Here is a 22,424-nt window from a genome sequence, read left to right on the forward strand (position 1 = left end):
TCAAGCCGTAGGGCGGCTACGGGGCACGGACACGGTGACCACCAGCCCGTGCGGCTCGTGGTGGCCGTACGAGATCACCCCGCCCCCCGCGGCCAGGAGCGCCCGCGAGATGGACAGTCCGAGACCTGACCCCTTGACGTTCTGATGCTGCCCGCTGCGCCAGAACCGGTCGCCGACGCGCGCGAGTTCCTCGTCGGTGAGCCCGGGTCCGCGGTCGGCGACGACGACCGTGGAGGTGTTCCCGTCCGCGGCGACCGTGACCTCGACGGTCTCGCCCTGCGGCGTGAACTTGAGCGCGTTGTCGATGACCGCGTCCAGGGCGCTGGAGAGGGTGACGGGGTCGGCCCAGGCGGTGGTGGGCGGACAACTCCCCACCAGCCGCACTCCCTTGGCCTCGGCGGTGGGCGTCCAGGCGGCGACCCGTTCTTCGGTGAGTTCGCCGATGTCGGTGATGCTCAGGTCCGCCTCGGTGTGCTCGGCGAGCGCGAGGTCGAGGAGGCCGTCGAGGACCTGGGCGAGGCGTTTGCCCTCCGTCTGCACGGAGGCGATCTCGGCGTTCCCCTCGGGAAGTTCGAAGGCGAGCAGCTCGATGCGCAGCAGCAGTGCGGCGAGCGGATTCCTCAACTGGTGAGAGGCGTCGGCGACGAAGGCCCGCTGCTGCTCCAACACGTCCTCGACGTTGTCCACCATTTCGTTGAACGACCGCGCCAGACGCCTGAGTTCGGGCGGTCCACCGGCCACCGCCACCCGGGACTTGAGCCGCCCGGTGGCGATGTCGTGGGTGGTGGCGTCGAGGACCCGTACGGGCCTGAGCACCCAGCCGGTCAGCCGCAGGGCGGCGCCGACGGCCAGCAGCATGGCGGCGAGTTCGCCCGCGAAGATGACGAGCCAGTCCTGCAGGATCCGTGACCGCATCGGTCCGGTGGGCGAGTCGGTGACGACGACCGCGACGACGTCGCCGTCCCGGATCACCGGAGAGGCGACGACCAGCCGGCCCCGCTGCCAGGGCCACACCTGCTTGGGGTCCTGGCTGCGCCGGCTGAGCAGGGCCTCGCCGAACGCGTCGCGCACCTCGCCCGTGCGGGGGAGGAACCACCCGCGGGGCGCCGTGGCCATGGGTACGTCGCCGTCGTAGAAGACACCGACGCGGATGCCGTAGACCCTGTAGTAGCTGGTGAGTTCGCTCTCCAGGGTCTCCAGGCGCTCGTCGGAGGCGTCGGTGACGAACTGGGCGAGCGCGGCGAAGTGGGCGGTGTCGTCGATCCGGTCGACGACGACCTTCTGCTGCTGCGCGGAGGCCACACCGATGGCGAGCGGCACGCCCAGGGCCAGCAGCACGGCGGCCATGAGGACGATGAGCAGCGGAAGAAGACGTGTACGCACGACCCCGCCTACGCCCCGCCCCGAAGCCGCGCGCTCCGACGCACACGGGCACCGCTGAGCGCACCCGGGCACTGACGCACCGCGACGGCACGCCCCCCGCGGAAGGGGGCGCTCACCTGCCCAGGCGCCCCGCCCACGCCGAGCACCGCCCCGCGGCTCGGCCGGACACCCGCACCCGGACCACCCCAGGCCCCCGCGTCAAGCGACTCACGGCCACCACCGCACACACGGGCACCCGCATCGCCGCACTCACCCGCGCCCACAGCCACCGTCCCTCACCCGACCCACATTCCTCCCCCGAGCCTCGCACAGCTCTCGGCCCCAAGGTTTCCTCCGGAAGTTTCTTCGCCCGCCGAGCCCCGCAGGGCCCTCACACCCCCGGCGCCACCAACCGATACCCGACCCCCCGCACCGTCTCGATCAGCGCCGGCATCCGCAACTTCGCGCGCAGGGACGCCACATGGACCTCCAGCGTGCGGCCGGTGCCTTCCCAGCTGGTGCGCCAGACCTCGCTGATGATCTGCTCGCGCCGGAAGACCACGCCGGGCCGCTGGGCGAGCAGCGCGAGGAGGTCGAACTCCTTGCGGGTGAGCTGGACGACCGTGCCGTCCACGGTGACCTGACGCGTCGGCAGTTCGATGCGCACGGCGCCGAGAACCAGAGCGGTGTCCCCGCCGCCGGGCACGTCCTCGTGGGCGGTGCGCCGGCTCACGGCGTGGATGCGGGCGAGGAGCTCCCCCGTGTCGTACGGCTTGACCACGTAGTCGTCGGCGCCGAGGTTCAGCCCGTGGATGCGGGAGCGCACGTCGGACCGCGCGGTGACCATGATCACCGGCGTGCTGGTGCGCTTGCGGATCTTGCCGCACACCTCGTAGCCGTCCTGGTCGGGCAGCCCGAGGTCCAGGAGCACGACCCCGAAGCCGTCGCTCTCCGGGACCAGCGCCTGGAGTGCCTCCTCGCCGCTGCGCGCGTGCGTGACGTCGAAACCGTGCCGGGCGAGCACCGCGGACAGCGCGGCGGCCACGTGGTTGTCGTCCTCGACGAGGAGAAGTCTCACCCCGGCCCCCTTTGGTCCATCGGACGTACTATCCGAATATGCAATGAACAGGTACAACTGTGCGTACACACGCGCGCGTGCGCACCGTGCAGTCATGCTGATGGATGAGGACGGCGTCAAGAGCGTTCCGGTTGCGCCGGGCTTCCGTTACCCGGCCGATACGCACATCGGATGCGTACTGGTGACAAGTGCTACGACACGTGTCCGATTGCTATCGGATCGTGATGCTCAGATTCCCCTCAAGACTAATGACGCTGGTCGCGTGGGGTTACTACTGTCCTCCGAAACCGAGGAGGACGGAGCCAGAGAGCGATGACCGAAGTATCGGTGGCCAAGGAAGATGTGGCCGCGACCGGCGAACTGGTCGTCCTGAAGAGCGTCAACAAGCACTTCGGCGCGTTGCACGTACTCCAGGACATCGACCTGACGATCGCCCGCGGCGAGGTCGTCGTGGTCATCGGACCCTCCGGGTCCGGGAAGTCCACCCTGTGCCGCACCATCAACCGCCTGGAGACGATCGACACGGGTTCGATCACCATCGACGGCAAGCCGCTGCCCCAGGAGGGCAAGGAACTGGCCCGGCTGCGCGCCGACGTCGGCATGGTCTTCCAGTCCTTCAACCTCTTCGCGCACAAGACCGTGCTCGAGAACGTGATGCTGGGCCAGATCAAGGTCCGCAAGGCCGACAAGAAGCAGGCCGAGGAGAAGGCGCGCGCCCTGCTCGACCGGGTCGGCGTCACCACGCAGGCTGACAAGTACCCCGCCCAGCTGTCCGGCGGTCAGCAGCAACGTGTCGCCATCGCCCGCGCCCTCGCGATGGACCCCAAGGTCATGCTCTTCGACGAGCCCACGTCGGCGCTCGACCCCGAGATGATCAACGAAGTGCTGGAGGTCATGCAGCAGCTCGCCCGCGACGGCATGACAATGATCGTCGTCACGCACGAAATGGGTTTCGCACGATCGGCCGCAAACCGCGTGGTGTTCATGGCGGACGGACGGATCGTCGAGGAGGCTGCGCCCGACCAGTTCTTCAGCAATCCGCGCAGCGACCGCGCCAAGGACTTCCTGTCGAAGATCCTTCACCACTGACGTGTCACACCGTTGACGTGTCGCACCCCTGACGTACCACCGGGATCGACCACCGACGGCTCTCTCTTCACCACCCAAAGGATGTTCACCATGAAGCTCCGCAAGGTCACCGCCGCCTCGGCCGCCGTCCTCGCCCTCGCCCTGTCCGCGACCGCCTGCGGCGGCGACAGCAAGGACGAGGGTTCCGGCTCGGGTTCCGGCGGTGGCGGCAAGATCAAGATCGGTATCAAGTACGACCAGCCCGGTCTCGGCCTCAAGGAGCCCGACGGCTCCTTCTCCGGCTTCGACGTGGACGTGGCGACCTACGTGGCCAAGCAGCTCGGCTACAAGCCCGACCAGATCGAGTTCGTCGAGACCAAGAGCGCCGACCGTGAGAACGCGCTCGCCCGTGGCGACGTGAAGATCATCGCGGCCACCTACTCGATCAACGACGAGCGCAAGAAGAAGGTCGACTTCGCCGGCCCGTACCTGCTGGCCCACCAGGACCTGCTGGTCAAGAAGGACTCCAAGATCAGCCAGGCCACGGACCTCAACGGCGAGAAGCTGTGTTCCGTGACCGGCTCCACCTCGGCGCAGAACGTCCACGACGACTTCGCCCCGAAGGCCCAGCTTAAGCAGTACGGCGGCTACTCGGAGTGCATCGCCGGCCTGCAGAGCGGCGCCGTCGACGCGGTGACCACGGACGACTCGATCCTCGCGGGCTTCGCGGCCCAGGACAAGTACAAGGGCCAGTTCAAGCTCGCCGGCCTCAAGCTGAGCAACGAGAACTACGGCATCGGTGTGAAGAAGGGCGACACCGCGACCGTGAACAAGGTCAACGCCGCCCTGGAGAAGATGGTCAGCGACGGCTCCTGGCAGAAGGCGGTCGACAAGAACTTCGGCCCGGCCGGCTACAAGAACGAGCCCGCCCCGAAGGTCGGCGTCATCGTCAAGTAACGCGGGGCCCCACCGGCGCGCCGCCGCCCGCCGCGATCAGGGCGGCGGCGCGCCGCGCCCGTCCACGTACGCCACACACACGCCACACACCCGGAAGCGCGGGAGATCGTGTTCGACTTTCTAGAAGGTTATGACGTCCTCGGGGCGTTCTGGATGACGGTGAAGCTCACCGCTCTGTCCGCCGTCGGCTCCCTGATCTGGGGCACCCTGCTGGCCGCGATGCGGGTCAGCCCGGTCCCGTTGATGCGCGGCTTCGGCACCGCCTACGTCAACATCGTCCGGAACATCCCCCTGACGGTCATCATCGTCTTCGCCTCGCTCGGTCTCGCCGACATCTTCGGTGTGACGATGGGCGCGGCGGACAACTTCGACGTCCAGGGCTTCCGGCTGGCGGTGCTCGGGTTCGTCGTCTACACCGCTGCGTTCGTCTGCGAGGCGATCCGTTCCGGCATCAACACGGTGCCGCTCGGCCAGGCCGAGGCAGCCCGCGCGATCGGGCTGAACTTCGGCCAGACCCTGCGCCTCATCGTGCTCCCGCAGGCCTTCCGCTCGGTCATCGGCCCACTGGCCAACGTGCTGATCGCGCTGACCAAGAACACCACCGTGGCGGCCGCGATCGGCGTGGCCGAGGCCGCCACCCTGATGAAGACCATGATCGAGAACGAAGCCCAGACGCTCGCCATCGGCGCGGTCTTCGCGTTCGGCTTCGTGGTACTGACCCTGCCGACCGGCCTCCTCCTCGGCTGGCTCGCCAAGCGACTGGCGGTGAAGCGATGAGTTCGGTCCTCTACGACACTCCGGGACCCCGCGCCAAACGGCGCAACGTCCTCCTGTCGGTCGTCTTCACCCTCCTCCTCGCCCTCCTGCTGTGGTGGGTGTGGCTCAAGATGGACGACAAGAACCAGCTGGAGTGGAGTCTCTGGGAGCCCTTCACCACCAGTGAGGCCTGGACGACGTACCTCCTGCCCGGCCTCGGCAACACCCTCAAGGCAGCGGCGATCGCCATGGTGATCGCCCTTCCGCTGGGCGCGGTCTTCGGCATCGCCCGCATGTCCGACCACGCCTGGGTGCGGGGCGTGGCTGGCACCGTGGTCGAGTTCTTCCGGGCGATCCCGGTGCTGCTGCTGATGCTGTTCGCCAACGAGTTCTACGTCCGCTCCACGGACATCAGCAGCGAACAGCGGCCGCTGTACGCCGTCGTCACCGGCCTGGTGCTCTACAACGCCTCGGTGCTCGCCGAGATCGTCCGGGCCGGCATCCTCTCGCTGCCCAGGGGACAGACGGAGGCGGCCTACGCGGTCGGCCTGCGCAAGGGGCAGACGATGTCCAGCATCCTGCTCCCGCAGGCGGTCACCGCGATGCTGCCGGCCATCGTCAGCCAGCTGGTCGTCATCGTGAAGGACACCGCGCTGGGCGGCGTGATGCTCGGCTTCACGGAGCTGCTCAACTCCCGCAGCACGCTGGCGGCCAACTACGCCAACGTCATTCCGAGCTTCATCGTCGTCGGCATCATCTTCATCATCGTCAACTTCCTCCTCACCAGCTTCGCGAGCTGGCTGGAGAAGAGGCTGCGGCGCAGCAAGAAGAGCACGGGCGCGGTGCTGGGCGAGGACACGGTGGAGGTCAACCCGGCCGCCGTGCGCGGCGCCTACGGAACCGGTGAGAACACCGGCGGCGGCGGATTCTGACGGTCGGTCAAGTGGCCTGAACCGCAGGAGCGGACGACACGGAGGCAGTGGCATGATCGCCACTGCCTCCGTCACTTGACGCAAGCACCGGCAATGGGTTGCATACGTTCTGTGATCGTGCACCCTGCCCCACCCTCCTGTTCACGTACGTCTTCCGGCACTGCGCTGCGGGCAGGGGGCGCCGCGTCGTGGACCCGGTGATCATCGTCGGAGCGGGGCCCGTCGGGCTCACGCTCGCCCTGGCGCTGGCGCGTCAGGAGGTCCCCTCCGTGGTTCTCGACGAGGGTCCGGGCAAGGACGAGTCCCGCCTGGCCCGCACCGCCGTACTGCACGAGGACACCGCCGCCCTCATGTCGCGGCTGACCGGGGTGCCAGTCACCGAGCTGGGGGTGCACTGGGCCGGATGGCGGTCGATGCGCCGCAAGCAGGTGATGCGAGAGGTCGACTTCGAGGAGGCCGGGGACGCCCCCCTGCACCTCGCACAGCACGTCCTGACCGGCGCCCTGCGCACCGCCCTCGCCGAGGAGCGGCTGGTCAAGCTCATCACCGACAGCCGTCTCGACACCATCGAGCAGGAGCCCTCGGGCGTCACCGCCCACACCCGCGGCTCCAAGGGCACGTGGTGGCGCGGCAGTTACCTCGTCGGCTGCGACGGCACGCGCTCCACCGTGCGCAAGCTCCAGGACATCCGCTTCCCGGGCCGTACGGCCGTGGAACGCCACGCGGTCGCCGCCCTGCGCGCGGAACTCCCCTGGGAGGACCGGGCGTTGCTCCACCGGATGCCGCCGTGGCGGACGTCCGGGCCGTCGGCCGGGGAGATCACCGCCCGTCCCCTCCCCGAGGGCGTGTGGCGCCTGGACTGGCTGCTGCCGCCGGGCAAGGACCTGGTCACGCCCGAGCTCCTGGTGGCCCGCGTCCGGGAGACCCTCGCGGGCTGGACGGGCGGCGCGACACCGCCGTACGAACTCCTCGACACCGGCGTCCACACCGTGCACCACCGGTTGGCCCGCCGCTGGCGCGCCGACCGGGTCTTTCTCGCCGGGGACGCGGCGCACTGCCTCGGGGCGCTCGGCACACAGGGGCTCGACGAGGGCCTCCGGGACGCCGACAACCTCGCCTGGAAACTGGCCCTGGCCTGGCACCACGGCCCCCATGAGGCACTCCTCGACAGCTACCAGACGGAGCGGCGCGCGATCGTCGCCGGTCGGCTGCGCGCCGCCGACCAGGCACTGCCGCTGCTGCGTGGCGGAGGGGGCCTGCGTTCGGTGGTGCCCGGCTCGGCCCGCGGCCACGACGCGTTGCTCACGGACGGCCACTTGGGGCGCGGCCCGCTCGGCGCGCCGGGAGCGTACGCCGACTCGCCGCTCGCACCCCGGCACCTCGAAGGAGAGGTACCCGTCGACACACCCCCAGGGGCGTCGGTCACGGATGTGCGGGTCACCGCCGAGGACGGGTCGTTCGTACGGCTGCGCGAGCGCCTCGGCCGCGGCGCACTGATCGTCCTCCTGGTCGCGCCGGGCACCGGGGTGTGGGAACGCAAGCACTGGGTGACCGCCGGAATCATGCCCCGGCTGGCCGCGGCGGTGACCGCGCTGCCGCACTCCGCCGAGCTCCTGGTCGCCGAGGAGTACCCGGGCGCGGCCCCACACACGGTCCTTCTCGTACGGCCCGACGGTCACCTCGTCACGGCGCTGAGCGGGGTCCGCCCGGCCGACCTGTACTCGGCGGCCGAGACGGCGCTCGGCGGCCCTCCGACGAAGACCGAGGCGAACGCGGGGGCCGGCTCGCGTTGACGTGCTCACTGTCACTGTGCGTCCACATAGTGACAGTGAGTTGAAACGGTCTGCGCCCCCATGGTGTACTCCGGATCGTGACCGACACCTGTGTGCGCCTGTGGCGGAGGGTCCATATGGACCTCGTCCGCTATGCGGGCTGCGTGTGTCGCCCGTCCTGCTGAATTCGCCTCTCCTCTTCCCCGCGTGCCGCGCCCGTGCGACGGCACGCTGTCGCGAACTCTTCTCAGGACGGTACCCGTGTCTGTCTCCCCCGCCCTCCCCTCGGTCTCCTCCGTCGCGCCGCCCACCCAGGCCGAACTCCTCGACTTCGTACGGCGCACCGCCGCCGACGCCGAGCTGATCGACTCGCTCCCGCTCGACCCCGCGGGCCGCACCTGGATCCGCCTGGAGGGGCCCGGCGGCAGCGAGGCCTGGCTGATCGGCTGGCCGCCCGGCACCGGCACCGGGTGGCACGACCACGCCGAGTCGGTGGGCGCCTTCATCACCGCGGGCGGCGAGCTCAAGGAGAACTCCCTCGCCGCCCGGCTGCCCGCCGACGGCTGGAAGACCCTCGAACTCTCCGACGACGTGGACCGTGAGCGGCGGTTGCCGGCCGGCAAGGGCCGTTCTTTCGGGCAGCACCACGTCCACGAGGTCCTCAACGAGTCCACCGACGCCCACGCCATCTCCGTGCACGCCTACTACCCGCCCCTCCCCCAGATCCGCCGCTACAGCCGCACGGGGCAGATCCTGCGACTGGAGCACGTGGAGCGGCCTGAGGACTGGCAGTGAGCGGCCCGACCGCCGGTCTACGGCCGCTGATGGACGACGTCCCCTATGCCGAGTGCCCTTCCTTCGGGCCCAGCGCCTCGGCTCGCTAGAACTCCCCGTTCCGGAGCCCCCCGTTTCAGAACCCCTCGTCGCCGAGGAACTCCGTCTCCTCCCCCTCGTCCTCCAGCGCCTGCCGGACCACCCGCAGGGCCATGCCCTCGGAGTAGCCCTTGCGGGCGAGCATGCCGGCGAGGCGGCGCAGTCGCTTGTCACGGTCGAGCCCACGTGTCGCGCGCAGCTTGCGGTCGACGAGCTCTCGGGCCGTCTCCTCCTCCTGCTCGGAGTCGAGTTGCGAGACGGCCGCGTCGATCAGTGTGGAGTCGACGCCCTTGGTGCGCAGTTCCTGGGCGAGCGCCCGCCGGGCGAGCCCCCGGCCATGGTGCCGGGACTCCACCCAGGCGTCCGCGAACGCGCTGTCGTTGATCAGTCCGACCTCCTCGAACCTCGACAGCACCTCCTCGGCGACGTCGTCCGGGATCTCCCGCTTGCGCAGGGTGTCGGCGAGTTGCTTCCGCGTACGCGGGGTCCCGGTGAGCAGGCGCAGACAGATCGACCGCGCCCGCTCCACCGGGTCCGCCGGAGGCTCCCCCTGCTCGGCCCTCGACAAGGAGGGGCCGCCTCCGTCCTCGCCGGGCGATTCCCCGAAGCCGCGCCGGCGCTGCCGACGCCCACGGGGACCGCCCGCGCCGGGTGCTCCGCCGCCTCGACGCGAGCTCCGGCCGAACGCCCCGGAACCACGCATGGTCCCGTCACCGGGTTCGTCGCCGCTCGGCCCACCGTCGCCGAACGTCCCACCGTCACTGTGGGAACGCCCGCCGCGGTAGGACGGACCGGTGCCGTGCGCGAAGTCGTCGCCGAACGCTCCCTCGGCGCCGTACGACACCGAACGGCCGTGTCCCCCGTCCGTTCCATGCCCCGTGCCGTCCCCGTGCCCGTCGCCGCCCGGCCCGGCAGAACCCCCGTCGCCTCTTCCGCCCCACCCTCGCGGAGCGTCCTCGTACTCGGCCCAGTCGGTTCGCCGTGTCACGGGATCAGCTCTTGGCGGCCGGAGCCTTGGCCTTCGTCGCCTTCGCGGCCGCCGGAGCCGGCACCTTCGCGGCGTCGTCCGCGACAGCGCTCACCGCGGCGTCCGCACCCGGCTCCGCGGCAGGCTGCTCGGGCCGCACACCGACGCCCAGCTTCTCCTTGATCTTCTTCTCGATCTCGTTGGCCAGGTCGGGATTGTCCTTCAGGAAGTTGCGCGCGTTCTCCTTGCCCTGGCCGAGCTGGTCGCCCTCGTACGTGTACCAGGCGCCGGCCTTGCGGACGAAGCCGTTCTCCACGCCCATGTCGATCAGGCCGCCCTCGCGGCTGATGCCCTGGCCGTAGAGGATGTCGAACTCGGCCTGCTTGAAGGGCGGCGCGACCTTGTTCTTGACGACCTTGACCCGGGTGCGGTTGCCGACCGCGTCCGTGCCGTCCTTGAGGGTCTCGATGCGGCGGATGTCCATGCGCACCGAGGCGTAGAACTTCAGCGCCCGGCCACCGGTCGTGGTCTCCGGGGAGCCGAACATCACACCGATCTTCTCGCGGAGCTGGTTGATGAAGATCGCGGTGGTCTTGGACTGGTTGAGCGCGCTGGTGATCTTCCGCAGGGCCTGGCTCATCAGACGGGCCTGCAGACCCACGTGGCTGTCGCCCATCTCGCCCTCGATCTCCGCGCGCGGGACGAGCGCGGCGACGGAGTCGATGACGATCAGGTCGAGGGCACCGGAGCGGACCAGCATGTCCACGATCTCCAGGGCCTGCTCGCCGTTGTCCGGCTGGGACAGGATCAGGTTGTCGATGTCGACGCCGAGCTTCTTCGCGTACTCGGGGTCGAGGGCGTGCTCCGCGTCGATGAAGGCGACCTGGCCGCCCGCCTTCTGCGCGTTCGCCACCGCGTGCAGCGTCAGGGTCGTCTTGCCGGAGGACTCCGGGCCGTACACCTCCACCACACGGCCGCGCGGGATGCCGCCGACGCCGAGCGCGACGTCGAGCGCGGTCGACCCGGTGGGGATGACCTCGATGGGCTCGTTCGGCCGCTCGCCCATGCGCATGACCGCGCCCTTGCCGAACTGCCGTTCAATCTGTGCGAGAGCGGCGTCCAGGGCCTTCTCGCGGTCGGTTCCTGCCATGGGTTCCACCCGATTTGCTTGAGTCGATCGCTTCACGTCAAAGACGCTAACGCCTGCCACTGACAATGCGCCCCGACGCCCGTCCAGCCTGTGGATAACTCGGGGACTTCTCCATGGAAACCATGTCGAAACGCCCGTGGTTGACTTCGCCGGAGCTTCCATATGAATGGATGTTCGATTTCCGTGTCAAGCGCACCACGCGGCACCCGGGACACTTCCTGAGGCCCGCTCCGGCGGCCTTCTCCGACCCCTTCGGCTACTTCCCGCGGCGTACTCCAGGTGCCTTCGACGGTACGACGACCGGACGGACCGTTCCCGCGAGTCTTGTGCCATGCAGACCACGACGAGCACCTGGGAAACGGCCTCGACCACCCTCCGGCGCGACGGCGGGACGGCCCGACGCTCCGCCGTGACCGCGACCCTGTCCGCGCTGCTCCTGCCGGCCGCGTCCGTCGCCGGGCAGATCGCGGCCGGCGCGGACCATTCCGCCGTGCCGCCCGGGCTCGTCATCCCCCTCGTGGCAGCGGGTCTGCTGATCTGGCGCACGAACGGCTGGACGACCGGGCTCGCCCTCGGTGTCGGCCTGTCCATCGGGGTGGGCGCGCTCCTGACCCCGAACACCGGCGCCCGTCCCTCCTCGGGTGACACCGCGCCCATCGCCTCGACGATCGCCGAACTCGTCGCCCTCGCCGCCCTCGTGATCGCCGGAGCCGCGGCCTGCCCGGCCCGGAAGGGAGCGCGGGCGTGACGGACCCGGGCCTGAGCGATGCCCCCTCGGTGCCGGCCCGGACACCGGGGCCGCGGGCCGTCGACGCGCGCCGCGTGGAGCGCCTCTGTCACGCCACCGGTCTCCTCCTGCTCCTCTCCGGGCTCGCGCACCTGGTGATGTTCGCCGTGGACGGCGGCCCCTGGGACGGGCCGGTCTCCTGGCGCAAGCCGGTGACGTTCGGGGTGTCCTTCGGAGTGACCCTGATCGCGGTCACCTGGGTCACGTCGTATCTGCGGGTCGGCCCGCGGCCACGTGCCCTGCTCCTCGCGGTGTTCGCGGCGGACTGTGTGGTGGAGGTCGGCGGCATCACCCTCCAGGCGTGGCGCGGGGTGCCCTCGCACCTCGACATGGAGACGCCCTTCGACACGGCGGTGTCCATGACCCTCGCGGTGGGCGGCGGGGTCCTGGTGGTGCTGTTGACGGTGTTCGCGGTCGCCTCCTTCCGTCACCGGCCCTCGGGTCCGGCGGGGATGGACCTCGCGGTGCGGTCGGGGTTCGCGATCCTGCTGGTCGCCCTCGTCTCGGGCGCCGCGATGATCGCGCGCGGTGTCGTCCTCACCCGCACCGGCCACCAGGAGGCGGCCTACCATTCCACCGCCCCGCTCAAGCCGCTGCACGGCGTGAGCCTGCACGCTGTCCTGGTCCTGCCCGCACTGGCCTGGCTGCTGTCGCGCACGCGCTGGAGCGACCCGCTACGGCGACGGCTCCTGTACACGGCGATCGGCTCCTATGTCGCGGCCGTCATCGGCGCCGCGATGCGGGCCGTCCTCACCTGCTGAGTCCGGCGACCTCAGGACGAGCTGCCGCCATCGCCGGAGTCCTGCGTGCCCGGCCGCCGCTGCTCCCACAGCGCACGCGCGCGCATGACCGGCGAGGGCCCCTCGCCCCGCTTGCGGTGCCCGTGGACACGCGGGTCGTCGGTGACGGCGTACCGCTTCACATAGGCCCCCAGGAACGCCTGCAGCGTGGCGACCGCGGGGATGGCGATCAGGGCACCGACCGCGCCGAGGAGGGCGGTGCCCGCGATGACCGAGCCGAAGGCGACCGCGGGGTGGATGTCGACGGTCTTCGAGGTCAGCTTGGGCTGGAGCACGTAGTTCTCGAACTGCTGGTAGATCACCACGAAGACCAGCACCCACAGCGCGTACCAGGGATCGACCGTGAAGGCGACCAGCATGGGCAGGGCGCCCGCCAGATAGGTGCCGATGGTCGGGATGAACTGCGAGACCAGGCCGACCCACACGGCGAGCACGGGCGCGTACGGGACGTCCAGGGCCTGGAGCAGGATGAAGTGCGCGACTCCGGAGATGAGCGCCATCAGACCGCGCGAGTAGATGTAGCCGCCGGTCTTGTCCACGGCGATCTCCCACGCGCGCAGCACCTCTGCCTGGCGGGCGGGCGGCAGGACGGAGCAGATCGTGCGGCGCAGCCGCGGGCCGTCCGCAGCGAAGTAGAACGAGAACAGCGTGATCGTCAGCAGCTGGAAGAGGCCACCGAGAACCTGGGCGGAGACGTCCAGGACACCGGTGGCGCTGTTCTGCACGTAGTTGCGCAGCCAGTCGGAGCGCAGCAGCCCCTCCTGGACGTCCACCCGCTTGAGTTCGGTGTGGAAGTGCCCGTTGATCCAGGCGATGACGGAGTCGAGGTAGTTCGGGAAGTCCTCGACGATCTTGATGATCTGGCCCGCGAGCATCGACCCGAGCAGTGTGACGAAACCCGCCGTCACGATCAGCACGCCGAAGAAGACGAGGAAGGTGGCGAGTCCCCTGCGCATGCCGCGCGCGGCCATCTTGCTCACCGCGGGTTCGATGGCCAAGGCCAGGAAGAACGCGATGAGGATGTTGATCAGCAGGCCTATCAGCTGGTGGAAGGCCCAACTGCCGAGCTGGAACACGGCGATGAGGGCGAGCGCCAGCACCATGGCACGCGGCAGCCAGCGCGGCATGCGGGCGTTCGGCCCGGCGCCTTCGGCCGGGGGCCGGGTGGGGGGTGCGGTACCGAGCGGAGATGCGTGCTGGGCTGCCTGCCCGGACTCGTCAGTGGGTGCCACGGAGCAAGTCTCGCCCACGCGAGTGACAATGGCTGCCGTCCTGCGATCTTCGTGACCGGTAAGTACCTCTTGCGTGAGATGTTCACGCCGAGTCGGCACTTCTCCCCGGAACGTCCACGCCGTCTCAGTGCCGCTCGCCCGGAACGCTCATCACGGTGCAGACCACGCGCCACACGTCCTTGGCGTCCCAGCCGGCGTCCAGCGCCTCGTGCACCGTGCGCCCACCGAGCTCCGCCATCACATGATCGCGCGCGAAGGTGTCGGCGTACCCCGGACCGAAGTGTTCCGCCATCCGCTGCCAGAAAACCGTCAACCGCATGACTCCAGTATCCCGCCCCTGGGGGTGGCCTCGGCCGGGACCGCCTGCCGAGACCGCTTTCCGCCCTACGGTCTGACGCATGCCCGAAACAGGAGCCTCCCCACTCCCGCAGACGCCACCGGCGCACTCCCCGCTCTTCCGCGCCGAGCACTTCGTCTGGCTCACCGCGCGTGTGCTGGAACAGCGTCTGTTCGCGTACCACTTCCTGAACGGCGGTCCCGACCCGGTGGAGACGGCCCTGGACGCCTACCGCAACGCGGACGGCGGCTACGGCCACGCCCTGGAGCCCGATCTGCGCGGTCCGGTCAGCCAGCCCCTGCACACCGCTCATGCCCTGCGCGTGCTGGACGCCGTCGGACGCTGCGGCGGACAGCGCGTCGAGCGGGTCTGCCGCTATCTCACCTCGGTGTCCACCCCGGACGGCGCCCTCCCGGCGGTCACTCCCGCCCAGCGCGGCTATCCGACGGCCCCCTTCCTGCCGGTCGTGGACACCCCCCCGAGCGAACTGCTGACCACCGGCCCCGTGGTCGGTCTGCTGCACCGCAACGAGGTGTGGCACGCCTGGCTGTTCCGGGCCACGGACTTCTGCTGGCAGGTGGTGGAGTCCCTCCAGGCGTCCCACCCGGACGAGATCCAGGCCGCCATGACCTTCCTGGACTCCGCCCCCGACCGCTCACGCGCACAGGCGACCGCCGACCGCCTCGGCCGCCTGGTGCGCGACCGCCGCATGGTCGCGCTGGACCCCTCGGGCCACACCCCGGACGAGCACCACTTCCCGCACGACTACGCGAGGACGCCGGGCTCCCTGGCGCGCACCTGGTTCACGGACGACGAGATGTCCCGCTCGCTGGACTTCCTCGCGGCCGAACAGCAGGAGGACGGCGGCTGGCCGACCCGCCGACGCCAGTGGGCCCCCAGCACCGCCCTGGAGGCACGCCCCATTGCGACAATCAAGGCCCTGCAGACCCTGCGCGCATACGGCCGCGAGGTGGGTTGAACCGCCTCGGTGGACCGATAGCCGCGTACGGCGGGAAGGGGAGGGGGTGGGGGTGTCCGCCCGCAGCGGCCGGCGTCCGTTGCAGAGCCCGACCGAACCAGCCGAGCCGCCGGAATCAGGGGCGCGGGGGACTGCGCAAAACGCCCGCCCCCACCGACGAGCAGCGGGCCGCCGCAGGCACCCCACCCCCCAACGAACCCGCACGCCTGACACCGGACCCGGCACCCCCGCAGGCCCCCGCCCAACCGCCGGAGGCAACCCGTTGTCAGTGCCCGGGTGCAGGATGGACGCATGGTCAGCCCTGCACACCGAGCCCTGAACGGCTTCTCACCCGCCACCCGCGGCTGGTTCACGGGTGCGTTCGACGCACCCACCACCGCCCAGGCCGGCGCGTGGCAGGCCATCGCGGAGGGCTCGGACGTACTCGTCGTCGCCCCCACCGGCTCCGGCAAGACCCTGGCCGCCTTCCTCGCCGCTCTGGACCAGCTGGCCTCCACACCCCCGCCCGCGGATCCCAAGAAGCGCTGCCGAGTCCTGTACGTCTCCCCCCTCAAGGCCCTCGCCGTCGACGTGGAGCGCAACCTCCGCAGCCCCCTCACCGGCATCCGCCAGGAGTCCGTCCGCCTGGGCCTCCCCGAGCCCGAGGTCAAGGTGGGCATCCGCTCCGGCGACACCCCTCCGGCCGAGCGCCGGGCCCTGTCCACCCGCCCCCCGGACATCCTGATCACCACCCCGGAATCCCTGTTCCTGATGCTGACGTCGGCGACCCGGGACGCGCTCACGGGCATCGAGACAGTGATCCTCGACGAGGTCCATGCCGTGGCCGGCACCAAGCGCGGTGCCCACCTGGCCCTCTCCCTGGAGCGCCTGGACGAACTCCTCCCGAAGCCGGCCCGCCGCATCGGCCTGTCCGCCACGGTCCGCCCGGTCGACGAGATCGCCCGCTACCTCTCCCCCCAGCGCAAGGTGGAGATCGTTCAGCCGAAGTCCGGCAAGGAGTTCGACCTCTCGGTCGTGGTCCCGGTGGAAGACCTCGGTGAGCTCGGCGGCTCTCCGGTCGCCGAGGGCAACGAAGGCGCGGAGCGCCCCTCCATCTGGCCGCACGTGGAGGAGCGCATCGCCGACCTCGTCCAGTCCCACCGCTCCACGATCGTCTTCGCGAACTCCCGCCGCCTCGCGGAACGCCTCTGCAACCGGCTCAACGAGATCGCCTACGAACGGGCGACCGGCGAGCCCCTGGACGAACACCACGCCCCGGCCGAACTGATGGGCGGCTCAGGCGCGGCTCAGGGAGCGCCCCCGGTCATCGCCAGGGCCCACCACGGCTCGGTCTCCAAGGAACAGCGCGCCCTGGTCGAGGAGGACCTCAAAGCGGGCCGTCTCCCCGCTGTCGTAGCGACATCCAGCCTCGAACTCGGCATCGACATGGGCGCGGTGGACCTGGTGATCCAGGTCGAGTCGCCCCCTTCCGTGGCCTCCGGCCTGCAGCGCGTCGGCCGCGCCGGCCACCAGGTCGGCGCGGTCTCCACCGGTGTCGTCTTCCCGAAGTACCGAGGCGACCTGGTCCAGGCGGCGGTCGTCACGGAACGCATGCGGACCGGTTCCATCGAGTCCCTGAAGGTCCCCGCGAACCCCTTGGACGTCCTCGCCCAGCAGGTCGTCGCGATGACCTCGATGGACACCTGGCAGCTCGACGACCTCCTGGCCACGGTCCGCAGGGCGGCCCCCTTCGCCTCCCTCCCCGAGTCCGCCTTCACCGCGGTCCTCGACATGCTCGCGGGCCGCTATCCCTCCGACGCCTTCGCCGAACTGCGCCCGCGCGTGGTCTGGGACCGCATCGCCGGCACGATCACCGGCCGCCCCGGCGCCCAGCGTCTCGCCGTCACCTCCGGCGGCACCATCCCCGACCGCGGCCTCTTCGGTGTCTTCCTCGCCGGCTCCGACCCCAAGAAGGGCGGCGGACGGGTCGGCGAGCTCGACGAGGAGATGGTCTACGAGTCGCGCGTCGGGGACGTCTTCACGCTCGGCACCAGTTCCTGGCGCATCGAGGACATCACCCGCGACCGGGTCCTGGTCTCCCCCGCTCCCGGCGTCCCCGGCAGGCTCCCGTTCTGGAAGGGCGACCAGCTGGGCCGCCCCCTCGAACTGGGCCGCGCGGTGGGCGCGTTCCTCCGCGAGGTGGGCTCCCTGTCCAAGGAGGACGCCCGCCTGCGCCTGCTCACCGCGGGCCTGGACGCGTGGGCGGCGGACAACGTCCTGTCCTACCTGGACGAACAGCGCGAGGCCTGCGGCCATGTCCCGGACGACCGGACGATCGTCGTGGAGCGCTTCCGGGACGAGCTCGGCGACTGGCGGGTCGTCGTCCACTCCCCCTTCGGCGCCCAGGTCCACGCCCCCTGGGCCCTGGCCCTCGGCGCCAAGCTCTCCGAGCGCTACGGCATGGACGCCCAGGTCATGCACGCCGACGACGGCATCGTCCTACGGCTGCCCGACGCCGACGTGATGAGCCTGGACCTCCTCGACCGGGAACCGACCAGGTCCGGCACCGAGTACGACGCCGAACAGGCTCCGGTGGGCGCGGCGGACGTGGTCTTCGACAAGGGCGAGGTCGACCAGGTCGTCACCGACCAGGTCGGCGGCTCGGCCCTGTTCGCCTCCCGCTTCCGCGAATGCGCCGCCCGGGCGCTCCTGCTGCCGCGCCGCAATCCCGGCAAGCGCACCCCCCTGTGGCAGCAGCGCCAGCGTGCCTCCCAACTGCTCCAGGTGGCGAGCGAGTTCGGTTCGTTCCCGATCGTCCTGGAAGCGGTCCGCGAGTGCCTCCAGGACGTCTTCGACGTGCCCGGCCTCGTCGAGCTGATGGGTGACCTGGAGTCCCGCCGGGTCCGACTGGTCGAGGTCACCACCCCCGAGCCCTCCCCCTTCGCCCGCTCCCTCCTCTTCGGCTACGTCGCCCAGTTCCTGTACGAGGGCGACTCGCCCCTCGCCGAGCGCCGGGCGGCGGCCCTCTCACTGGACTCGCGTCTGCTGGCCGAGCTGCTGGGCCAGGCGGAGTTGCGCGAGCTGCTCGACGCCGACGTCCTGACCGAGCTGGAGCGGGAGCTCCAGTGGCTCACCGAGGACCGCCGGGTCAAGGACGCCGAGGGGGTCGCGGACATCCTCCGCGTCCTCGGCCCGCTCACGGACGCCGAGCTGGCCGAGCGCGGCGCCGAGCCGCAGTGGGCGCAGGACCTCGCCGGCGCCCGGCGCACGATCAAGGTCCGGGTCGGCGGCGCCGAACACTGGGCGGCGATCGAGGACGCAGGCCGCCTGCGCGACGCCCTCGGCACAGCGCTGCCGGTCGGCGTCCCGGAGGCCTTCACCGAGCCGGTCAAGGACCCCCTCGGCGACCTCCTCGCGCGCTACGCCCGCACGCATGGCCCCTTCACCTCGGCTACGGCCGCGGCCCGCTTCGGCCTGGGCACGGCGGTCACCGAGGGCGCCTTGCAGCGGCTGGCCGCGAGCGGCCGTGTCGTACAGGGTGAGTTCCATCCGGCGGGCATCGGCCAGGAGTGGTGCGACGCGACCGTGCTCCGCCGCCTGCGCCGCCGTTCCCTGGCAGCCCTGCGCCACGAACTGGAACCGGTGCCGCCACCGGCCCTCGCCCAGTTCCTCCCGCAGTGGCAGCACATCGGCAAGGGACACTCCCTGCGCGGCATCGACGGACTGGTGCGCGCCGTGGAGCAGTTGCAGGGCGCCTCCGTGCCCGCCTCCGCCCTGGAGAAGCTCGTCCTGCCGTCACGCGTCACGAACTACACCCCGGCTCTGCTCGACGAGCTCACGGCCGCCGGAGAGATCGTGTGGGCCGGAGCGGGCGCGCTCCCGGGCAAGGACGGCTGGGTCTCCCTGTACCTGGCGGACGCGGCGCCCCTCCTCCTGCCCCCGCCGCATCCCCTGGAGCTGACGGCCCTCCACCAGTCCGTCCTGGACGCCCTCAACGGCGGCTACGGCCTGTTCTTCCGCCAGATCGCCGACCAGGTCCGCGCCACCACCCACCCCGACGCCACCGACCCCCAACTGGCCGACGCCGTATGGGACCTGGCCTGGTCCGGACGGCTCACCAACGACACCCTCACCCCGATGCGCTCCCTGCTGGGTTCCGGCCGCACCGCAGGCGCCACCGCCCACCGCGCCAAGCGCACGATCCCCCGCGGCCGCTACGGCTCCCTCACCGCGGCCGCCCGCACCGCCTCCCGCACCGGTCCGCCGACCGTCGCCGGCCGCTGGTCCCTGCTCCCGCCGCGCGAGGCCGACCCGACCGTGCGCGCCCACGCCCTGGCCCGCACCCTCCTCGACCGGCACGGAGTGGTCACCCGGGGAGCCGTGTCGGCGGAGGGCGTGGAGGGCGGCTTCTCGGCGACGTACCGCATCCTCTCCGCCTTCGAGGACAGCGGCCAGGCCCGCCGCGGCTATGTCGTGGAGGGGCTTGGCGCCGCCCAGTTCGCCATGGACGGCGCGGTCGACCGCCTCCGCGCGGTGTCCAACGCCCGCGACCGCGGCGAGCCCGTCCCGGAGAGCGCGGCTGCCGACAGCTGGGAGCCCGCCTGGGCACCTGACGGGTCCCACGGCCCCGCACAGGCCGATCCAGCAGCGGAGGACTGGGACTGGACCAAGGCCTTCGACAACCCGGACGCCCCCAGCCCGGAAACCGGCCCGGACTTCACATCCGGATCCGTGGGTCCCAGGTCTTCCGCCTCCCCCGTCTCCCGCGACGAGTACATCTCACCGCGCGACTACCCACCCCAGCCCACCCCCCAGCACTGGCAAGGCACCTCGGCGTACGGTTCCGGCTTCGGCAACCGCAGGCAGAACGCTTCGGAAGCCTCCCGAGCCGTGGTCCTGGCGGCCGCCGACCCCGCCAACGCCTACGGCGCCGCCCTCTCCTGGCCCGACCCCCCGACCGAGGCAGGCCACAAGCCCGGTCGCAAGGCGGGCTCCCTGGTGGTCCTCGTGGACGGCGAGCTCACGCTCTACATGGAGCGGGGCGGCAAGACCCTCCTGGCCTGGCCCTCAGCCCCCGACACCACCGCGACCGACGACCCCCGCCTGCGCACGGCCTCCGAAGCCCTCGCAGCAGCAGCCAAGGCCGGCTCCCTGGGCACGGTCACGGTGGAACGCATCAACGGCACCTCAGCCCTGACCTCACCCCTGGGCACCCTCCTGGAAACAGCAGGCTTCATCGCCACCCCACGGGGCCTACGCCTGCGCGCCTGACCCCACACGCCACACAGCCGCCGTCGGCGCTCCCGCAGCCGCCGACGGCGAGCAGGCACCACAGGGGCCACCCGCACCCTCCCCGCACCCCGCCGCCCTCACCCCCGTGCCACCCTTGACCCATGCCCGAAGGAGACACGGTCTGGCAAGCCGCGAAGCGCCTGCACACCGCCCTCGCGGACAAGGTGCTGACCCGCAGCGACCTGAGGGTGCCGAAGTACGCCACAGCCGACCTCACAGGCCGCAGGGTCCTGGACGTCACCCCCCGCGGCAAACACCTCCTCACCCGCATCCAAGGCGGCCTGACGCTCCACTCCCACCTCCGCATGGACGGCTCCTGGAAGGTGTACGCGGAGAACCAGCGCTGGACCGGCGGCCCCACCCACCAGATCCGCGCGATCCTGGCCAACGCCGACCGCACAGCCGTCGGCTACCGCCTTCCCGTCCTCGAACTGCTCCGCACCGCGGACGAGCACAAGGCCGTCGGCCACCTCGGCCCCGACCTCCTCGGCCCGGACTGGGACCCCGAGCGCGCCCTCGCCAACCTCCTCCGGGACCCGGCCCGCCCCCTCGGCGAGGCTCTCCTCGACCAGCGCAATCTCGCCGGCATCGGCAACGTCTACAAGAGCGAGCTCTGCTTCCTGCTCGGCGCCACCCCTTGGCTCCCCGTCGGCGCCCTCCCCGCGGACCGCGCCGCACAGCTCCCCGCACTCGCCAAGAAACTCCTGGAGGTCAACCGCGACCGCCCGGTCCGCAGCACGACCGGCCGCCGCGGCCAGGACCTGTACGTCTACGGCCGCGCACCCCGCCCCTGCCTCCGCTGCCGCACCTCTGTCCGGGTCGCCGACCAGGGCGACGGCTCCCGCGAACGCCCCACCTACTGGTGCCCGACCTGCCAGATCGGCCCGACCCCGAGCCCACACCGCAGGGCACCGGGTGGACCGGGTGGAACACACTCCAGAACCTCACGCCGTACAACTAATTGACGACCCGTCAGAAACGCTCGTACCGTCGCTCCATGGCCGTCAGCGCGTACGACCTCACCGGACGCACCGCGTTCGTCACCGGCGCCGCGAGCGGCATCGGCCGCGCGACCGCCGTCCTGCTCGCCGAAGCGGGTGCCACCGTCCACTGCGCCGACCTCGACGCGGCCGGGCTGCACGAGACCGCGACGCTGATCAAGGACGTCGGCGGCACCGCCCGCACCCACCCCCTCGACGTCACCGACCGGGGACAGCTCCACCAGGCCGTCACCTCCTGCGAACGCCTGGACGTGCTGGCCGCGGTCGCCGGGATCATGCACAGCAGCCCGGTCCTGGAGACGCGGGACGAGGACCTGGACCGCGTTCTGAACGTCAACTTCAAGGGCGTGCTGCACGCCTGCCAGGAGGCGGCCCGGCTGATGCTCGACCGGCAGACGCGGGGCAGCATCGTCACGATGGCCTCCGGCGCCGTGGACACGGGCGGCGCCGGCCTGCTCTGCTACGGCGCGGCCAAGGCGGCCGTCGTACAACTCACGAAGACCCTGGCCACCGAGGTCGGCCCGTACGGCATCCGGGTCAACGCCGTCGCACCCGGCTGGATCCGCACCCCGATGACCGACCGCCACGACGAGGACGCCCAGGCCCACACCGAAGCGCTCATGTCCCGCATGTCACCGCTCAAGCGCGTGGGTGCACCGGAGGACATCGCCCACGCCGTGCTCTACCTGGCCTCCGACGCCTCGTCCTTCACAACGGGCCAGATCCTCCGCCCGAACGGCGGCGTGGCGATGCCGTGGTAACCGCTCCCGGCTCCGCGGGCCGCCCGGCCGGCCCGGCGCCGCCAGGCTTGCCCGCCCGCCACGCCTGACCCCACCGCCCAGCGGCTACGGCTCCCGCGGCCCGCGTCTTCGGCACACAGTGCACCGGCAGCAGGCTCAGCCCCCACCCACCCGCCGCGACCGCCCCTTCGAGCACCCCGGCGTCCGGCGCCAGCACCAGTCGCGCCGCGGCCCACCACCACAGTGCCCCGAACCCGAGAGCCACCCCCCGGCGTACTGCCGGCCCCGCCATGCAGCCACCTCCAGCCCGGACGCTAGACCGCCGCCGCACCCACGGGGAGGGCGCACCAAGGGCACACGGA

Annotated in this window: 20 protein-coding genes; 13 read left to right on the top strand and 7 right to left on the bottom strand. The window is 71.2% G+C overall.

From position 1 onward, the window contains the following. On the bottom strand, window positions 1-1,383 hold the full coding sequence (locus RKD20_RS12050; RefSeq protein ID WP_424877736.1) for a sensor histidine kinase: 1,383 nt from the start codon (window positions 1,381-1,383) through the stop codon (window positions 1-3). 370 nt (window positions 1,384-1,753) lie between these two features. Next, on the bottom strand, window positions 1,754-2,440 hold the full coding sequence (locus tag RKD20_RS12055) for a response regulator transcription factor (protein ID WP_351994280.1): 687 nt from the start codon (window positions 2,438-2,440) through the stop codon (window positions 1,754-1,756). A gap of 312 nt (window positions 2,441-2,752) precedes the next feature. Between RKD20_RS12055 and RKD20_RS12060 the strand changes: the two genes are divergently transcribed. From RKD20_RS12060 to RKD20_RS12090, 7 genes are all read left to right on the top strand, one after another. Continuing rightward, window positions 2,753-3,529 carry an amino acid ABC transporter ATP-binding protein gene (locus RKD20_RS12060; RefSeq protein ID WP_424877737.1) on the top strand — a complete coding sequence of 259 codons (777 nt, stop codon included), beginning with the start codon at window positions 2,753-2,755 and terminating at the stop codon, window positions 3,527-3,529. A gap of 90 nt (window positions 3,530-3,619) precedes the next feature. Next, window positions 3,620-4,465: a glutamate ABC transporter substrate-binding protein gene (locus RKD20_RS12065; RefSeq protein WP_020121835.1), complete on the top strand. Its 846-nt coding sequence runs from the start codon at window positions 3,620-3,622 to the stop codon at window positions 4,463-4,465. Window positions 4,466-4,573: 108 nt separating this feature from the next. Continuing rightward, window positions 4,574-5,242: an amino acid ABC transporter permease gene (locus RKD20_RS12070; protein WP_028808363.1), complete on the top strand. Its 669-nt coding sequence runs from the start codon at window positions 4,574-4,576 to the stop codon at window positions 5,240-5,242. Continuing rightward, window positions 5,239-6,153 (top strand): amino acid ABC transporter permease, encoded by a 915-nt coding sequence (locus RKD20_RS12075; protein ID WP_424877738.1) that lies wholly within the window; start codon window positions 5,239-5,241, stop codon window positions 6,151-6,153. Before RKD20_RS12070 ends, RKD20_RS12075 begins: the two co-directional genes overlap by 4 nt. Before the next feature lie 188 nt (window positions 6,154-6,341). Further along, window positions 6,342-7,946, top strand: coding sequence for an FAD-dependent monooxygenase (locus tag RKD20_RS12080; RefSeq protein WP_424877739.1), 1,605 nt, complete (start codon window positions 6,342-6,344; stop codon window positions 7,944-7,946). Window positions 7,947-8,062: 116 nt separating this feature from the next. After that, a complete protein-coding gene (locus RKD20_RS12085; protein ID WP_309506048.1) occupies window positions 8,063-8,110 on the top strand; it encodes a hypothetical protein in 48 nt (15 codons plus the stop codon). Between the two features lie 76 nt (window positions 8,111-8,186). Next, complete coding sequence (locus RKD20_RS12090; RefSeq protein ID WP_424877740.1) at window positions 8,187-8,720, top strand: cysteine dioxygenase; 534 nt, start codon at window positions 8,187-8,189, stop codon at window positions 8,718-8,720. Between the two features lie 115 nt (window positions 8,721-8,835). Here RKD20_RS12090 and recX read toward each other — a convergent pair whose 3' ends face one another. Together recX and recA are read right to left on the bottom strand one after the other, a co-directional pair. Next, complete coding sequence (gene recX / locus RKD20_RS12095; protein WP_424877741.1) at window positions 8,836-9,786, bottom strand: recombination regulator RecX; 951 nt, start codon at window positions 9,784-9,786, stop codon at window positions 8,836-8,838. Between the two features lie 4 nt (window positions 9,787-9,790). Continuing rightward, entirely contained in the window at window positions 9,791-10,915 is a 1,125-nt protein-coding gene (gene recA, locus RKD20_RS12100; RefSeq protein ID WP_020121808.1) for a recombinase RecA, read from the bottom strand. Between the two features lie 331 nt (window positions 10,916-11,246). On the opposite strand from recA, the gene RKD20_RS12105 reads away from it, so the two are divergent. Together RKD20_RS12105 and RKD20_RS12110 are read left to right on the top strand one after the other, a co-directional pair. Then, window positions 11,247-11,663 carry a hypothetical protein gene (locus tag RKD20_RS12105; protein WP_424877742.1) on the top strand — a complete coding sequence of 139 codons (417 nt, stop codon included), beginning with the start codon at window positions 11,247-11,249 and terminating at the stop codon, window positions 11,661-11,663. Further along, complete coding sequence (locus tag RKD20_RS12110) at window positions 11,660-12,463, top strand: hypothetical protein (protein ID WP_424877743.1); 804 nt, start codon at window positions 11,660-11,662, stop codon at window positions 12,461-12,463. The genes RKD20_RS12105 and RKD20_RS12110 overlap by 4 nt, the downstream gene beginning before the upstream one ends. Window positions 12,464-12,474: 11 nt before the next feature. Here RKD20_RS12110 and RKD20_RS12115 read toward each other — a convergent pair whose 3' ends face one another. Then, the gene (locus RKD20_RS12115) at window positions 12,475-13,734 is read right to left on the bottom strand and encodes an AI-2E family transporter (RefSeq protein ID WP_424877744.1); all 1,260 of its coding nucleotides are present in this window, start codon (window positions 13,732-13,734) and stop codon (window positions 12,475-12,477) included. A 124-nt stretch (window positions 13,735-13,858) separates the two neighbouring features. Further along, window positions 13,859-14,053, bottom strand: a complete 195-nt coding sequence (locus RKD20_RS12120) for a DUF3046 domain-containing protein (RefSeq protein ID WP_007385121.1) — start codon at window positions 14,051-14,053, stop codon at window positions 13,859-13,861. Window positions 14,054-14,132: 79 nt separating this feature from the next. On the opposite strand from RKD20_RS12120, the gene RKD20_RS12125 reads away from it, so the two are divergent. The 4 genes from RKD20_RS12125 to RKD20_RS12140 all read left to right on the top strand — a co-directional run bounded on the left by RKD20_RS12125 (window position 14,133) and on the right by RKD20_RS12140 (window position 22,083). Further along, window positions 14,133-15,050: a hypothetical protein gene (locus RKD20_RS12125; RefSeq protein WP_424877745.1), complete on the top strand. Its 918-nt coding sequence runs from the start codon at window positions 14,133-14,135 to the stop codon at window positions 15,048-15,050. A 291-nt stretch (window positions 15,051-15,341) separates the two neighbouring features. Continuing rightward, window positions 15,342-20,300 (top strand): ATP-dependent helicase, encoded by a 4,959-nt coding sequence (locus RKD20_RS12130; protein WP_424877746.1) that lies wholly within the window; start codon window positions 15,342-15,344, stop codon window positions 20,298-20,300. A gap of 122 nt (window positions 20,301-20,422) precedes the next feature. Next, complete coding sequence (locus RKD20_RS12135) at window positions 20,423-21,286, top strand: Fpg/Nei family DNA glycosylase (protein WP_424877747.1); 864 nt, start codon at window positions 20,423-20,425, stop codon at window positions 21,284-21,286. A 32-nt stretch (window positions 21,287-21,318) separates the two neighbouring features. Then, window positions 21,319-22,083, top strand: a complete 765-nt coding sequence (locus RKD20_RS12140; protein ID WP_424877748.1) for an SDR family NAD(P)-dependent oxidoreductase — start codon at window positions 21,319-21,321, stop codon at window positions 22,081-22,083. On the opposite strand, the gene RKD20_RS12145 is transcribed toward RKD20_RS12140, so the two are convergent. After that, entirely contained in the window at window positions 22,031-22,354 is a 324-nt protein-coding gene (locus RKD20_RS12145; RefSeq protein ID WP_424877749.1) for a hypothetical protein, read from the bottom strand. The two genes, RKD20_RS12140 and RKD20_RS12145, sit on opposite strands and share 53 nt — an antisense overlap. Window positions 22,355-22,424 lie beyond the last annotated feature (70 nt).

This window comes from Streptomyces sp. SLBN-8D4, from assembly GCF_049739545.1.
In the GTDB taxonomy this organism is placed as follows: Bacteria; Actinomycetota; Actinomycetes; order Streptomycetales; family Streptomycetaceae; genus Streptomyces; species Streptomyces canus_C.